This window comes from Pararhizobium sp. IMCC3301, from assembly GCF_030758315.1.
Classification (GTDB): domain Bacteria; phylum Pseudomonadota; class Alphaproteobacteria; order Rhizobiales.
In genome coordinates this window covers 1,809,517-1,824,151 of sequence record NZ_CP132336.1, presented here as the reverse complement: position 1 = coordinate 1,824,151, position 14,635 = coordinate 1,809,517, and the positions used below count along the sequence as shown (strand labels likewise).

Genomic DNA, 14,635 nt, shown 5'->3' with positions numbered 1-14,635 from the left:
TTAGGACGAATACCATGGCACATAAAAAAGCAGGCGGATCATCACGCAACGGGCGCGATTCAGCAGGCCGTCGTCTTGGCGTGAAGAAATTCGGCGGCGAAGCCGTGATTCCAGGCAACATTATCCTGCGTCAGCGCGGCACCAAGTGGCATCCCGGCTCTGGCGTCGGCATGGGCAAAGATCACACCATTTTTGCCAAGGATATGGGCAACGTGAAGTTCCAGGCCAAAGCAAACGGCCGAACCTACGTGTCCGTACTTCCGATGATGGAAGCAGCAGAGTAACCGGCAACTCTTTAAACCCGCCGGTGTCTCATTGACCCGGCGGAATTAGACATTCCGAAATTTAAAAAGGGGAGATGGGATACCATCTCCCCTTTTGTTTTATTTCGGGATTTAGCCATGACGAATGTAAATGACAGTGAAGATCCGAACGGCAGCGACAGGGCAGGCTGGCTGGATACGCAGCAGATCGCGCAGCTTGCAATTAATCCGAATGTGGCAAATCAGACCGCAAAGATGCCGCATCCTTATGGCACTGCCGATGCCATGGAGTGGATCAATGCTGCAAAGGACAAGCGGGAGGACCGCAGCGCCTGTGTCATCGTTCTGAAACCCGCTGCTGATAGGAGCGGTGGGACAGAGGTCCGTGAAAGCCTGGGGAGGAGACAATGTTCAAGGGACTTGTGAAAGATGCAGTGCCGCTTGGTCTGGAAACAGGCCATGTCGACATTGTCACCGACCGTTTGCGCCTGTCACCGCTGGGTCCGGAGCACCGTAGTACTGTTGTAGCGGCGCTGTCGGACGGGGTCGTGGCGCGCAATCTGACGCGGGTGCCGTATCCCTATACGGGCGAGGATTTTGACCGCTCTGCAGCGGAATTTTCTGAAACCGGCCGCGAAGGCGAGTTGCGTCTGGCGATAAGTGACTGGAAAACCGGGGCATTTCTTGGCGTCATTGGACTGCGCAGCGGGGAACAGCATCCCGAGATCGGCTATTGGCTGGCCAGACTTTACTGGGACAAGGGCATCATGAGAGAAGCTGCCGCCGCGCTGCTTGACCATATTTTTGCGCTGAGCGAGCAGACGGTCATCCGGGCCGGGTATTTTGTCGACAATCAGCGTTCGGAGAAGGTGCTTGGCTTTCTCGGCTTCCGCGAAATCGGCAGCAGCAGGGTCTACAGTCTTGCCAGAGGTGAGGATGTGGACCATAGAGACATGGAACTGACGCGCGAAGCCTATTTCGGCACAGGGTCGAAATCCGACGGCGCGTGGCACCGGGCGCAGAACCGCGCCGATTCCTATACGATGAATTACTAGAGCACCTATGCTCAGTCTGTTTGGCATATCATGAAGTTTCTTGACCAGGCCCGTGTTTTTATTCGCTCCGGCAATGGCGGCGCGGGCGCGGTCTCGTTCCGGCGCGAGAAATTCATCCAGTTCGGCGGCCCCGATGGCGGTGATGGCGGCAAGGGCGGTGATGTCTGGGTGGAATGCGTCAACGGCCTCAATACGCTGATCGACTACCGCTATCAGCAGCATTTCAAAGGCAAGACCGGTGTTCATGGCATGGGCAAGAACCGCAGCGGCGCGCGCGGTGCCGAAGTGGTGCTGAAAGTGCCGCTCGGGACCCAGGTGCTGGAAGAAGACAATGAAACCCTGATCGCGGATCTGACCGAAATTGGTCAGCGCGTGCTCATCGCCAAGGGTGGCAATGGTGGTTTTGGCAATGCAAGGTTCAAATCATCGACCAATCAGTCACCGCGGCGCGCCAACCCCGGCGAAGATGGCATTGAAAAGGCCGTCTGGCTGCGCCTGAAGCTGATTGCGGATGCCGGCCTGTTGGGGCTGCCCAATGCCGGCAAGTCGAGTTTTCTGGCCAGCGTCACGGCAGCAAAACCGAAAATCGCCGATTATCCCTTCACCACGATTCATCCCAATCTGGGCGTTGTCCGGATGGACGGGCGGGAATGCGTGCTGGCGGATATTCCCGGCCTCATTGAAGGAGCCCATGAGGGCGCCGGTATCGGTGTGCGCTTTCTTGGCCATGTGGAACGCTGCCGGGTGCTGCTGCATCTGGTCGATGGCACCAGCGAGAATGTGGTGCAGGACTATAAGACAGTGTGTGACGAACTGATCGCCTATGGCGGCGGGCTGGCGGAAAAGACAACTTATGTGGTGCTCAACAAAATTGACGCCATGAGCGATGAAGAAATCCGGGAACGCTCTGCGGCGTTGCGGGAGGCCAGCGGCAGTGACATCATGCAGATGTCAGGTGCCACCGGGAAAGGTGTTGATGAGGTTCTGCGTGCCGTGTTCTCGATGATCGAGCAGGACCGAGCCCGCGAAGAGGCCCCCGAGGCTGAGGAAACTGACTGGAGTCCGGTCGCGTAAGCGCGAACCGGATTGCTCTGGCATGAACGCAAAGCAGCTCTCATCCTACAAGCGCATCGTGGTCAAAGTCGGTTCGGCTTTGTTGGTCGATGCTGCAATCGGCCAGGTCCGGGCCGGCTGGCTGGCCTCGCTGGCCGATGATCTGGCACAGCTGAAAGCGGCAAAAATTGATGTGCTGGTGGTGTCGTCAGGCGCGATCGCTCTAGGCCGGCAATTGCTGAAGCTGCCCAACGGACCGCTGAAACTTGAAGAAAGCCAGGCGGCAGCTGCCGTTGGACAGATTGAACTTGGCCGGGCCTGGAACGGGGTGCTGGCCGGACATGGCTTTCAGACCGGCCAGATTTTGTTGACCCTTAGCGATACGGAAGAGCGGCGGCGCTATCTCAATGCGCGCTCAACGCTGGAAACCTTGCTGCGGTTTGGCGCCATTCCCATTATCAACGAGAATGATACGGTGGCCACATCGGAAATCCGCTATGGCGACAATGACCGGCTGGCGGCGCGGGTGGCTTCGATGGCAAGCGCCGATTGCCTGGTTCTGCTGTCGGATATTGACGGGCTCTACACTGCGCCCCCTTTGGACGATCCGGGCGCGCAGCATATTCCGCACGTCACGGCGATCACTCCTGCAATTGAAGCCATGGCCGGCAGCGCCGGCTCGGAGTTATCGCGCGGCGGGATGAAAACCAAGATTGAAGCCGGCAAGATCGCCACCCGCGCCGGTGCCGATATGGTGATTGCCTCGGGCAAGACCATGCATCCTCTGGCCGCCATCGACCGGCTGGACAGCCGCAAGACATGGTTTTCAGCGTCAACCAGCCCGACGGCGGCGCGCAAGAGCTGGATTGCCGGCAGTCTGGAACCGAAAGGGTCGATCTGTGTTGACGCCGGAGCGGTCGCAGCGCTGCAGCGCGGCAAGAGCCTGTTGCCGGCTGGTGTGACGGCAGTGTCGGGATTTTTTCAGCGCGGTGATTGCGTCTGGATCACAGGGCCGGACCAGCAGCGTCTGGCGCGCGGGCTGATCGCCTATGATAGCGAGGATGCCGGCAGGCTGATCGGTTGTCATAGCAAAGACATCGAGGCGCGGTTGGGCTATGCTGGCCGCGATACCATGATCCACCGTGACAATATGGCGATGGTGACGGCCGGAGCCGGTGACGCGATACAGACCGCTCCATCGTTGCAAAATGAGGGGCAGGATGAGGGGCAGGATGAGGGACGTCAGGGATGAATACGCAAATCAACAGGGCTGATCTGGCCGGGGCCGAGCGTGAGGATACACTTGCCGTGATGGACGCATTGGGCGCTGCCGCGAAGGCGGCCGCAGCGGTTCTGGCCATCGCGCCGCGCGCGCAAAAGGACCTTGCGTTGCTGGAAGCGGCAAAAGCCCTGCGAGCCGCTACACCAGCCATTCTGACGGCCAACGCCAGGGATGTTGCGGCGATGGTAGACAAAGGCGCTGCGGCCTCTTTCATCGACCGGCTGACGCTCGATACAGAGCGTGTCGAGGCGATTGCATCGGGCCTTGAAGCGATTGCCGCTCTGCCCGACCCGGTTGGAACGGTGATTGCCGAATGGGAGCGGCCGAACGGTTTGAAAATATCCCGGGTGCGCACACCACTGGGCGTTATCGGTGTGATCTTTGAAAGCCGCCCGAATGTCACGGCCGATGCCGGCGCTCTGTGCTTCAAGTCAGGCAATGCTGCCATTCTGCGTGGTGGCTCGGACAGTTATCTTTCCTCACGGGCGATTCATGCCTGTCTGGTTGAGGGGCTGCAGGCGGCGGGGCTTCCTGAAACCGCCATCCAGCTGGTGCCGACCACAGACCGGGAGGCGGTGGGGGCGATGCTCGGCGGCCTCAATGGCGCGATCAACGTGATTGTGCCGCGCGGCGGCAAAAGTCTGGTGGCGCGGGTGGAAGCCGAAGCCAGGGTGCCGGTCTTCGCGCATCTGGAAGGCATATGTCACATGATCATCGATAAATCCGCAGATCTTGGGATGGCCCGCAAACTGGTGGTGAATGCCAAGATGCGTCGCACCGGGATTTGCGGCGCGCTGGAGACGTTGTTGGTGGACCGGGCCATTGTGGCCAGCCATCTGCTGCCGGTGCTTGACGATCTGCGCGCGGCGGACTGCACGATTCGCGGCGATGACACGGTGTGCGCTATGGCGGACTGGGCGGAGCCTGCCAGCGAAGAAGACTGGCGCACGGAATATCTCGACGCCATTCTGGCGGTGCGCGTGGTGGATGATCTGGATGCGGCGCTGGACCATATCCATACCTATTCCTCCAGCCATACCGAAGCCATTATTGCCGAGGACGCAGCGGCTGTCGCACGGTTTTTCAACGAGGTCGACAGCGCCATTTTGCTGCATAATGCCTCAACCCAGTTTGCCGATGGCGGCGAATTCGGCATGGGCGGGGAAATCGGCATTGCCACCGGAAAAATGCATGCGCGCGGCCCTGTCGGCCTGGAACAACTGACGAGTTTCAACTACCGTGTGCGCGGCACCGGCCAGACCCGCCCGTAGGCGCGGCTGCACGTTGCGCGACTGGAGCAAAATCCCGCCAGCCCTGCCAGGACACCGTATCGGTATTCTGGGCGGGACGTTTAATCCTGCTCATGATGGTCATCGTCATATCTCGCTGTTGGCGCTGCAGCGCCTGCAATTGCAAAATGTGTGGTGGATGGTGACGCCTGGCAATCCATTGAAAGACAATAATTCCCTGCCGCCTCTTGCAGAGCGTGCGCGCACTGCCGAACAACTCGCTGACCATCCATTGATCACGGTGAGCGGTCTGGAAGCCGGCATCAGCACACGGTTCACCTATGACACGCTGGCGATTTTGCGACAGCGTTTTGCCGCGACGCGATTTGTCTGGCTGATGGGTGCCGACAATCTGGTGCAATTTCATCGCTGGCAGGGCTGGCAGGAGATTGCGCAACTGATGCCGATGGCTATTATTGACCGGCCCGGATCTTCTGGCGCAGCACGCTCATCGGTGGCCGCGCAGGCGCTGGCGCGCTTCCGGGTGCCGGAACGCAGCGCTGCAGTTCTGGCACTGATGAAACCGCCGGCCTGGACCTTTTTGCACGGGCCTCGGTCCGATGCGTCGTCGAGCGCTCTGCGCGCTGCATCCGTTCGCCGACAGCTTGAGATTTGATGGTGTTCCATCAATTATCGCTGAGCCGGGCTGGCGATTTTATGACAACAGAAACGCAATAAGACAGCGACTATTTGGAGAGAACTATGAACAGGTTGAATTGGGGTCTGATCGGTGGTGGTGCGGGCAGTCAGATCGGTCCGGCTCACCGGCTTGGTGCGGGTCTCGACGGGCTCTTCAGCCTGAGTGCCGGTGCCTTTGACATTGATCCCGGCAAGAGCCGGGAATTTGGCGCAACGCTTGGGGTTGATGCCAGCCGTGCCTATGGCAACTGGCAGGAAATGCTGGCGGCGGAAAGCGCAAGGTCGGCGGAGGATGGGCGGCTCGATCTGGTCACGGTGGCGACACCCAATTCGACGCATTTTGCGATCACCAAAGCGTTCCTCGAGGCCGGGTTTCATGTGCTCTGCGAAAAGCCGATGACGATGACCGTCGAAGAGGCCGAGCAGGTGGTTGCATCGGCCAAAGCCAGCGGCAAAATCTGTGCCGTGAATTACGGTTATTCCGGCTATCCGATGGTGCGTCATATGCGGGCGATGGTGGCCCGCGGTGATATTGGCAAGGTGCGCATGGTAAAGGCAGAATTTGCCCATGGCTTTCACGCCGATGCAGCTGATGCGGACAATCCACGGGTGCGCTGGCGCTACGATCCGGCGCAAATCGGCGTTTCCGCGCAATTTGCCGATTGCGGTATTCATGCTCTGCATATGGCCTGTTTTGTCACCGGCCAGGAGGTTGAAAAACTGTCTGCGGATTTTGTCAGCACCATTGCCAGCCGGCAGCTGGAAGATGATGCGATGATCAATTTCCGCATGAATGGCGGAGCCGCGGGCCGGCTGTGGACCAGCTCTATCGCCGTTGGCCGGATGCACGGGCTGACCCTGCAGGTGTTTGGCGAGACCGGCGGTCTGCGCTGGGCACAGGAGCAGCCAAATCAGGTCTACTACACGCCGATTACCGAGCCGGTAACGCGGGTTCTGGAACGTGGCGGCCCCGGCTTGTCACCAGAAGCGGACCGGGCATCGCGGGTGACCATCGGCCACGCGGAAGGCATGCCTCTGGCGTTTGCCAACATCTATTCCGATCTGGCTGAAGTGATTTTTGCCGGCAAGGAAGGCCGCGAAGCTGACCCGGCGGCAACGCATTATCCGACCGCCGAAGATGGCCTGCAATCGATGAATGCCGTTTTTGCAGCGGTTGCCTCCGCCAAACAGCAAGGTGCCTGGGTCGATCTGCCCAGATAGTTGGGCGCAATTAAGCTGGCCGCAATTAAGTTGGGCACAAGAACTCATCCTGGGTCCGGATCTGTCTATTGATCCGGATCAAGGCTTGTGTCTCTCTGGCATGCAAATTTATCGTTTGATTGCTGCCGGGGGAATTGCCGTGACTGATCCAGAACCATCTCATCGCGTCGGGCCGCAGCCGATTGACGCGCTGCGCGTGCGCAATTTGACCGCAGAAGATATCAAATCCGCCTTGCGGGCCGGATTATCCGACTATCTGGCACGGCCGCTGTTGAGCAGTTCATTCGGACTTGTCTTCGCCGCGGGCGGGTTTTTTGTATTCGCGAGCCTGTTTTATTTTGGCCAGGTTTGGATGGTCATTCCCGTCGCGCTTGGATTTCCCCTGATCGCACCTTTCGCGGCAGCCGGTCTTTATGAGATGAGCCGGCGTCTGGCTCTGGATATACCGTTCAACTGGCGCGACATTTATCTGATCGTCGTCAGACAATCGGGAAAGGAGCTGGGATGGATGGCGTTTGTTGTGCTGTTCGTTTTCTGGCTCTGGATCTATCAGGTGAGGCTGCTGATCGCGTTGTTTCTGGGTCTGCGGCCGTTTTCATCTCTCGAGAGTTTTTTTCAGATTGTCACCAGCACCAGTGAGGGAATGCTGTTCCTCGGGATTGGCACGATTGTCGGGACGGCGCTGGCATGTGTGCTGTTCTGCATCAGCGTTATTTCAATGCCGCTTCTGCTTGACCGGCAGATCGATTTCATTTCCGCCATGTTGCTCAGCATCAGAACAGTGCGTGACAACCCCTCTGTCATGCTGGGCTGGGGAGCTGTGATTGGCGTATTGATCTTCATGGCGATGGTGCCGGCATTGCTTGGACTTATTGTCGTTTTGCCGGTGTTGGGCCACACCACATGGCACATTTACCGATCTGCCATTGAAGAGATTTCCGAGCAAAATTCCAGCGAACCCGAAACAAGCTGACCATTGCGGCACGAGTTTCACTAAACACCGCAATGCTGCAATGCAGCGTAATTTTCCATTGATTTGTTTAGTAATTGCTGCATTACTAAACAAAATACTAAACACGTCAAGGAAATTGGCGGAGCTTTCCTCGCGCTTGCGAGGCAGAATTCTGGGATCTGAAACCGGTTTTGGCCGGGTTCAAATTGGGAGATGAATATGCAGCCAATATTTACCAAAACACTGAAAAAAATCGGATTGGGCAAGGCCGTTCTGGGGCTCGCGTCAGCGGCACTATTGTCGACAGGCTTTTCCACAGCAGCGCAGTCTCAGGAACTGACGCTGTGCTGGGCCGCATGGGACCCGGCCAATGCGCTGGTTGAATTATCCAAGGAATTTGAAGCCGAGTCGGGCATCGATATGGGCTTTGAATTTGTGCCATGGCCAAACTTTGCCGACCGCATTCTCAACGAGTTGAATGCCGGCGGCAAGCTGTGCGATCTGCTGATCGGAGATTCGCAATGGCTCGGCGGTTCCGCCGAAAACGGCTATTACGTCAAACTCAATGACTTCTTCGACCAGGAAGGCATTTCCATGGATGACTTCGCGGCGGCTGCCGTGAATGCCTATTCAACCTGGCCGAAAGGCACGCCGAACTACTGGGCGTTGCCGGCGATGGGCGATGCCAATGGCTGGTTCTACCGCAAGGACTGGTTCAGCCGCCCGGAAATCATGGCTGAATTCAAGGAAAAATACGGCCGCGATATCGGACCGCCCGCGACATGGGACGAATTGCGCGAGGTTGCGGAATTCTTCCAGGAGCGTGAGATTGATGGCAAAACCGTTTACGGGGCTGCAATCTTTACCGAGCGTGCATCGGAAGGCATTACCATGGGTGCAACATCGGCGATGTATCCCTATGGCTTCAAATATGAAAACACGCCGGGCAAATACGACATGGAAGGCGCGGTCAATTCTCCGGAAGCCGTAGCCGGTCTGGAAGCCTACAAGAAACTGTATCAGTGCTGTACGCCTCCCGGCTACACCGACAGCTATATGGGCGAAGGACTGGATGCGTTCAAATCTGGTCAGGTCGCGATGGCAATGAACTGGTTCGCCTTCTTCCCCGGTCTTGCCAAGGATGAAAATGTCGGCGGTGACAAAATCGGTTTCTTTGTCAATCCGGCGCAGAATGTGGCCGCCTCGACACTGGGCGGACAGGGTATTTCGGTTGTCGCCAATACCGATAATATGGAAGGCGCCCTGGCTTACATCAAGTGGTTTGCAAATCCGGAAATCCAGAAAAAATGGTGGGCTCTCGGCGGCTACGCGGTGCACAATGACGTGCTCAACGATCCGTCCTTCAAGGACAGCCAGCCATTCGCCGCCGACTTCCTGGTGGCGATGAATCAGGTGCAGGATTTCTGGCAGGAACCCTCTTATGCAATCCTGTTGCAGGATATGCAGAAGCGCCTCCATGATTATGTTGTGGCCGACAAGGGTACCGCTCAGGAAGCGCTCGATCAGTTGATCGTCGACTGGACCGAAGTCTTTGAAGACGACGGCAAGCTTTAGCACCGCCGCTTCATCTGCCAGCCCCGGCAACATGCCGGGGCTGGCAGTCCACTCTTTCTGAAATCGGGTGAGAAACCAGTGACCGACAAGTCCTCGACCATACTGGACAGGGCCGCGAGCAAGGCTGCCTATGCCACACCGCCAGGAATGGCCACCAAAATGCGCGGCTTCTCCGACCGGACGATTGCCTGGCTGTTTATTTCGCCAACCATCATCCTGTTGCTGGCAATCAATATCTTTCCGCTGATGTGGGCGGTCTATCTGTCATTTACGAATTTCCGCGCGAACCGGCCGAATGCCGAAGTTGAAAGTGTCGGACTGCGCAATTATGAACGCGTGCTGAGCGATGGCGATACCTGGCTGGCAATGCAGGCGACTGCCAATTTCGTACTCTGGACGATTGTGCTGCAAACCGTCATCGGTTTCGCGCTGGCCTATCTGATCGACCGCAAATTTCGTGGCCATGCTTTCTGGACCACCGTCATTTTGATCCCGATGATGCTGTCGCCAGCGGTTGTCGGCAATTTCTGGCGGTTCCTGTACCAGCCGCAAATCGGCCTGTTCAATTATATCGTGTCGTTCTTTACCGGAATTGAACCGTCCTCGTTTGAAATGCTCGGCTCGGTGACGCTGGCCCCCTGGGCGATTGTCATCGTCGATACCTGGATGTGGACGCCTTATGTGATGCTGATCTGTCTTGCCGGTCTGCGTTCAATTCCCGATTACATATATGAGGCGGCAGAGGTTGACCGGGCGTCGGCATGGCGCCAGTTCTGGTCCATTACCGTGCCTATGGCGCTACCATTTATCATGCTGGCAGTTCTGTTCCGCGGCATCGAGAACTTCAAGATGTTCGACATGGTGGTGCTGCTGACCGGAGGTGGACCGGGTTCGACAACGGAAGTGGCATCGATCACGCTGAAACGCGAAGCCTTTGAAAGCTGGCGTACCGGCCGATCATCGGCCTTCGCGATCGTGCTGTTTGTCGCTGTCTTCGGCCTGGCCAATATCTACGTCAAGGCCCTGAACAAGGTGAAACAACGATGAGCTCCAGTTCTGCATATTCCGTTGTCGAGCCGAGCCGGACGTCAAAAACCGTGGCCGGAACGCTGGTCGTGATTTACGCGGTAGTGACGATGATCCCTCTGGTCTGGATTTTCCTGACCAGCATCAAGTCTCCGCCGGATTCAATTTCCTATCCGCCGAAAATCCTGTTCGAGCCGTCTCTGGAAGGCTATTGCAATCTCTTCACCACCCGGTCGCGCCAGACAAGGGAATATATCGCCGAACAGGGGCCACCCAGCGGCATTTGCGACGAAGTTGTCCGCAAACGCCAGATGGTGATCGTCGGTGACAGCAATTACTGGCCACGGTTCCAGAACTCGCTGGTCATCGCCTTCGGATCGACATTTCTCGCCGTGTCGCTCGGCACTCTGGCCGCCTATGGCTTTTCGCGCTTCAAGGTGCCATTGGCGGATGATCTGCTGTTTTTCATACTCTCGACGCGAATGATGCCGCCGATTGCCGTGGCGATTCCGATTTATCTGATGTATCGCGAACTGGGCTTGTCGGACACGGCGCTCGGCATGATCCTGCTATATACGGCGGTAAATGTGTCACTGGCGGTATGGCTGCTGAAGGGGTTCATGGACGAAATACCGCGCGAATATGAAGAAGCCGCGATGATCGACGGCTATTCCAGAATGCAGGCCTTCTTCAAAGTGGTTCTGCCACAGGCCACCACCGGCATCGCGGCCACAGCGATTTTCTGCCTGATCTTTGCCTGGAACGAGTATGCCTTTGCCGTATTGCTGACCTCCGGCACTGCCCAGACGGCGCCGCCCTTCATTCCCACCATCATTGGCGAGGGTGGCCAGGACTGGCCGGCTGTTGCTGCCGGCACCACCATCTTTCTGGTGCCGATCCTGGTGTTCACAATTCTGCTGCGCAAGCAATTGCTGCGCGGCATTACATTCGGAGCGGTTCGCAAATGAGTGCGCAGGACAACAAAACCGCCTGGCCGCGCTGGCTGACGCGCGGGCCGATGGAAACTCTTGCCACTGTGCTGATCGCGCTGGGCTTCATCATGATGTTTCAGCCCTATCTGAAGGTGCTGTACACCTATTCCTTCATAACGCTTCTGGCGGGAACTGTGATGTTCATCATTGTCTCCAAATTTCCGGAGGCAAATGATGGCTGAAATCCGGGTTGAAAATCTGCGCAAGACCTTTGGTGATTTTGTCGCTGTGGAAGATTCCGGCTTTGTGGTTGAGGATGGCGAATTTCTGGCGCTGCTCGGCCCTTCCGGCTGCGGTAAAACGACAACTTTGCGGATGATCGCCGGGCTTGAACTGCCGACACAAGGGCGCATTCTTCTGGATGGTGAAGATGTTACCTTCAACCGGGCGCGGGATCGTGATATCGCCTTTGTGTTTCAGCTGTTCGCGCTATATCCGCATTTCAATGTACGCAAGAATATCGGTTTTCCGTTGCTCGCCCAGGGGGTTGCCAAAGCGGAAATCAAACAGCGCGTCGAGGAAACCGCCCGGCTGCTGCAGATCGATCATATACTCAACAAATCGGTCTCCGGCCTGGCTGGTGGCGACCGCCAGCGGGTTGCGCTGGGCCGGGCCATTGTGCGTCGACCAAAGTGTTTCCTGATGGATGAACCGCTGGGCACGCTGGACGCGGAATTCCGCGATGTGATGGTGCGCGAATTGCGAGAACTGCATAACCGAATTCACGCCACCACGGTCTATGTCACCCATGATCAGCTGGAAGCGATGGCGATGGCCGACAAGATTGCGGTGATGAATCAGGGAAAGATCGAGCAGTTCGGCACGCCATCAGAGGTATATAACCGGCCAGCGACGATGTTTGTCGCCAATTTTCTCGGTTCGCCGCCGATGAATTTCATTCCGTTTGAGGGTGGACTGGAAAAGGGCTCCGGCACGGTGCTGGTGAACGGTTCTGCAATTGATGTGCCGCAATTGCACGAAGACATGGCACCCACTTCATTGTCGCTGGGAATTCGCCCCGAACACATCCGGTTTGATGATGCAGCACCGTTGCGCGGCTCGGTTTATGGCGCTGAATATCTCGGGACAACCCAGATTGTAGCTGTCGAACTGGGTGATGATATCATCAAGGCGCGGGTTTCCTCGGATCACCTAGTGAGGATCGGGGAAACTGTAGGACTGACATTCGAAGGCCCGAAACTGTCGCTGTTTGAACAGGATTCGGGACGCGCGATCCGCACTGCCTTGCATGGGGGGAGCAATCATGGCTGAGGTTACACTTCAAAATGTCAGCAAATCCTTCGGCCATGCGACGGCGATAAAGGATCTCAGCCTGACCGTAGCCAACGGTGAATTTGTCGTGCTGCTGGGACCCACCGGTGCCGGCAAGACCACCACATTGCGGGTGATTGCCGGGTTGGAAAAAGCCGAAGCGGGCGATGTTCTGATCAACGGTATCAGCGTGCGCGACGAAGCGCCTGCGGTGCGTGATACAGCTTTTGTGTTCCAGCAATATTCGCTGTATCCGCATCTGTCGGTGTTTGAAAATCTGGCATTTCCGCTGCGCTCGCCGGCACGGCGGCTGGCCAATGCGGATGTTGAAATGCGGGTGCGTGAGATTGCAAAAATGGTGCGGATCGATCACAAGCTGGAAAACCGCTCGACAAATTTATCAGGCGGCGAGATGCAGCGTGTCGCCATCGGACGGGCACTGGTGCGCGATCCATCGATTTTTCTGATGGATGAACCGCTGTCATCACTGGATGCCAAGCTGCGCGCTGAATTGCGGCTGGAGTTGAAACGTATTCAGACCGATATCGGCGCGACGATGCTGTATGTCACCCATGATCAGATTGAAGCGATGACCATGGCGGACCGCATCGGCATTCTCGCTGATGGTGCTCTGGTGCAGATCGGCACACCGCGCGAGATTTATGAAAATCCGTCCAATCTGCATGTGGCGGCGCGCCTCGGCCAGCCCCATATCAATCTTCTGCCGCCGGATCTGCTGCCGGGCACACCGGCACCGGGCGGTACCACCATTGTCGGCGCGCGGACGGAACATCTGGATATCCAACTGGCGGCCAACGGCAAGGCCAATGCAAAAATTGACTGGGTGGAGCATCTGGGCGATCAGAACCATCTGCATTTGTTATGCGGTGACCGCAAGCTGGTGTCGCTGGCCGACCCTGCGGCCCCGTTCAATCCGGGTGCGGACGTTGAACTGAGTTTGAAGAACCCGCTGTTCTTTGATGCACATGGCGAAAGGATTTTTACTTGATGCTTGAAAAAGACGACATAGCTGCCCTGATCGGCGTCTGCGCAGACGTCATTGAATCCCATGCTGACGAGCTGAGCGAACTGGACAGCGCCATTGGTGACGGCGATCACGGATATAATATGAAACGCGGCTTTGCGGCGATGCGTGCCGATGCGCAGGCGATTTCGCAAAAGCCATTTCCTGAGGCGGTCACCGCAGCGGGGATGAAACTTGTGATGACGGTTGGCGGCGCTTCAGGGCCGCTGTTTGGGACTTTCCTGATGACGCTCGGCAAGCAGATCGACCAGGATATGGATCAGGCCGGTTTTGCTGAAGCCTTCACCAAGGCGACCGAATCAGTGGCCGCCAGAGGCAAATCCAAGGCCGGGCAGAAAACCATGCTGGATGTGCTTTACCCGGTTTCAAAGGCTCTGGCTGAGGAAAAAAGCGGCGCGGAAATTACCGAAGTGGCAGATGCAGCCGTTGAGGCGACCAAACCGCTGGCGGCGCAACGCGGGCGAGCTTCTTTCCTGGGTGAGCGCTCCGTCGGTCATGTCGATCCGGGATCAAAATCGACGGCGTTGCTGGTCGGCGCTGTTGCCCAATGGCTGGAGCAGCGGACATGAGTGAGGCGGCCCGGAATGTCGGGATCGTGATTGTATCGCATTCTCCATTAGTGGCCGAAGGTACTGCCCAGATGGTGCGCCAGATGGTCGGCAGCGAAGTTCCGCTGGCATGGTGCGGGGGCGATCCTGATGGCGGACTTGGCACCAGCGTCGAAGCGATTTCCGAGGCGATCAACAAAGTCTGGTCGCCCGCCGGTGTCGCAGTTCTGGTGGATCTTGGCGGGGCGGAAACAAATTCGGAAATGGCCATCGAGTTTCTCGGCGCACCGAAAAACAACAGCGTCATCATCTGCGATGCGCCAATTGTCGAAGGCGCCATCATGGCGGCGACGGAAGCCTCTGGCGGCGCGTCCCTGGCAGAAGTTGTTGCAACGGCACAGGAGCTCTCACCGCTTTAAGCGA

General features: G+C 57.5%; 16 protein-coding genes and 1 pseudogene. All 17 read left to right on the top strand.

Annotated features, from left to right (window positions below; translation table 11 throughout):
• Positions 1-14: 14 nt before the first annotated feature.
• The 17 genes and pseudogenes from rpmA (at position 15) to dhaM (ending at position 14,631) form a co-directional block, all read left to right on the top strand.
• Positions 15-284 carry a 50S ribosomal protein L27 gene (gene rpmA, locus RAL88_RS08840; RefSeq protein WP_306268826.1) on the top strand — a complete coding sequence of 90 codons (270 nt, stop codon included), beginning with the start codon at positions 15-17 and terminating at the stop codon, positions 282-284.
• Between the two features lie 117 nt (positions 285-401).
• Positions 402-689, top strand: coding sequence for a hypothetical protein (locus RAL88_RS08835; protein ID WP_306268825.1), 288 nt, complete (start codon positions 402-404; stop codon positions 687-689).
• Complete coding sequence (locus RAL88_RS08830) at positions 671-1,318, top strand: GNAT family N-acetyltransferase (RefSeq protein ID WP_306268823.1); 648 nt, start codon at positions 671-673, stop codon at positions 1,316-1,318. The genes RAL88_RS08835 and RAL88_RS08830 overlap by 19 nt, the downstream gene beginning before the upstream one ends.
• Before the next feature lie 30 nt (positions 1,319-1,348).
• Positions 1,349-2,392, top strand: a complete 1,044-nt coding sequence (gene obgE, locus RAL88_RS08825) for a GTPase ObgE (protein ID WP_306268822.1) — start codon at positions 1,349-1,351, stop codon at positions 2,390-2,392.
• 22 nt (positions 2,393-2,414) lie between these two features.
• A pseudogene (proB, locus tag RAL88_RS08820) lies at positions 2,415-3,539 on the top strand (glutamate 5-kinase); the annotation flags it as partial.
• A gap of 80 nt (positions 3,540-3,619) precedes the next feature.
• Positions 3,620-4,924 (top strand): glutamate-5-semialdehyde dehydrogenase, encoded by a 1,305-nt coding sequence (locus tag RAL88_RS08815; RefSeq protein ID WP_371932153.1) that lies wholly within the window; start codon positions 3,620-3,622, stop codon positions 4,922-4,924.
• 13 nt (positions 4,925-4,937) lie between these two features.
• A complete protein-coding gene (locus tag RAL88_RS08810; protein WP_306268820.1) occupies positions 4,938-5,558 on the top strand; it encodes a nicotinate-nucleotide adenylyltransferase in 621 nt (206 codons plus the stop codon).
• An 86-nt stretch (positions 5,559-5,644) separates the two neighbouring features.
• Positions 5,645-6,802 carry a Gfo/Idh/MocA family protein gene (locus RAL88_RS08805; RefSeq protein ID WP_306268818.1) on the top strand — a complete coding sequence of 386 codons (1,158 nt, stop codon included), beginning with the start codon at positions 5,645-5,647 and terminating at the stop codon, positions 6,800-6,802.
• A 139-nt stretch (positions 6,803-6,941) separates the two neighbouring features.
• The gene (locus RAL88_RS08800) at positions 6,942-7,775 is read left to right on the top strand and encodes a DUF2189 domain-containing protein (RefSeq protein ID WP_306268817.1); all 834 of its coding nucleotides are present in this window, start codon (positions 6,942-6,944) and stop codon (positions 7,773-7,775) included.
• 198 nt (positions 7,776-7,973) lie between these two features.
• Positions 7,974-9,329, top strand: a complete 1,356-nt coding sequence (locus RAL88_RS08795; RefSeq protein WP_306268815.1) for an ABC transporter substrate-binding protein — start codon at positions 7,974-7,976, stop codon at positions 9,327-9,329.
• A 147-nt stretch (positions 9,330-9,476) separates the two neighbouring features.
• A complete protein-coding gene (locus RAL88_RS08790) occupies positions 9,477-10,376 on the top strand; it encodes a carbohydrate ABC transporter permease (RefSeq protein ID WP_371932172.1) in 900 nt (299 codons plus the stop codon).
• Positions 10,373-11,323, top strand: coding sequence for a carbohydrate ABC transporter permease (locus RAL88_RS08785; RefSeq protein ID WP_306268811.1), 951 nt, complete (start codon positions 10,373-10,375; stop codon positions 11,321-11,323). The genes RAL88_RS08790 and RAL88_RS08785 overlap by 4 nt, the downstream gene beginning before the upstream one ends.
• Positions 11,320-11,529 (top strand): hypothetical protein, encoded by a 210-nt coding sequence (locus tag RAL88_RS08780; protein ID WP_306268809.1) that lies wholly within the window; start codon positions 11,320-11,322, stop codon positions 11,527-11,529. Before RAL88_RS08785 ends, RAL88_RS08780 begins: the two co-directional genes overlap by 4 nt.
• Positions 11,522-12,619: an ABC transporter ATP-binding protein gene (locus RAL88_RS08775; RefSeq protein WP_306268807.1), complete on the top strand. Its 1,098-nt coding sequence runs from the start codon at positions 11,522-11,524 to the stop codon at positions 12,617-12,619. Before RAL88_RS08780 ends, RAL88_RS08775 begins: the two co-directional genes overlap by 8 nt.
• The gene (locus RAL88_RS08770; protein WP_306268805.1) at positions 12,612-13,628 is read left to right on the top strand and encodes an ABC transporter ATP-binding protein; all 1,017 of its coding nucleotides are present in this window, start codon (positions 12,612-12,614) and stop codon (positions 13,626-13,628) included. Before RAL88_RS08775 ends, RAL88_RS08770 begins: the two co-directional genes overlap by 8 nt.
• Positions 13,628-14,233, top strand: a complete 606-nt coding sequence (gene dhaL, locus RAL88_RS08765) for a dihydroxyacetone kinase subunit DhaL (RefSeq protein ID WP_306268804.1) — start codon at positions 13,628-13,630, stop codon at positions 14,231-14,233. The genes RAL88_RS08770 and dhaL overlap by 1 nt, the downstream gene beginning before the upstream one ends.
• On the top strand, positions 14,230-14,631 hold the full coding sequence (gene dhaM, locus RAL88_RS08760) for a dihydroxyacetone kinase phosphoryl donor subunit DhaM (RefSeq protein WP_306268802.1): 402 nt from the start codon (positions 14,230-14,232) through the stop codon (positions 14,629-14,631). The genes dhaL and dhaM overlap by 4 nt, the downstream gene beginning before the upstream one ends.
• Positions 14,632-14,635: the final 4 nt, after the last annotated feature.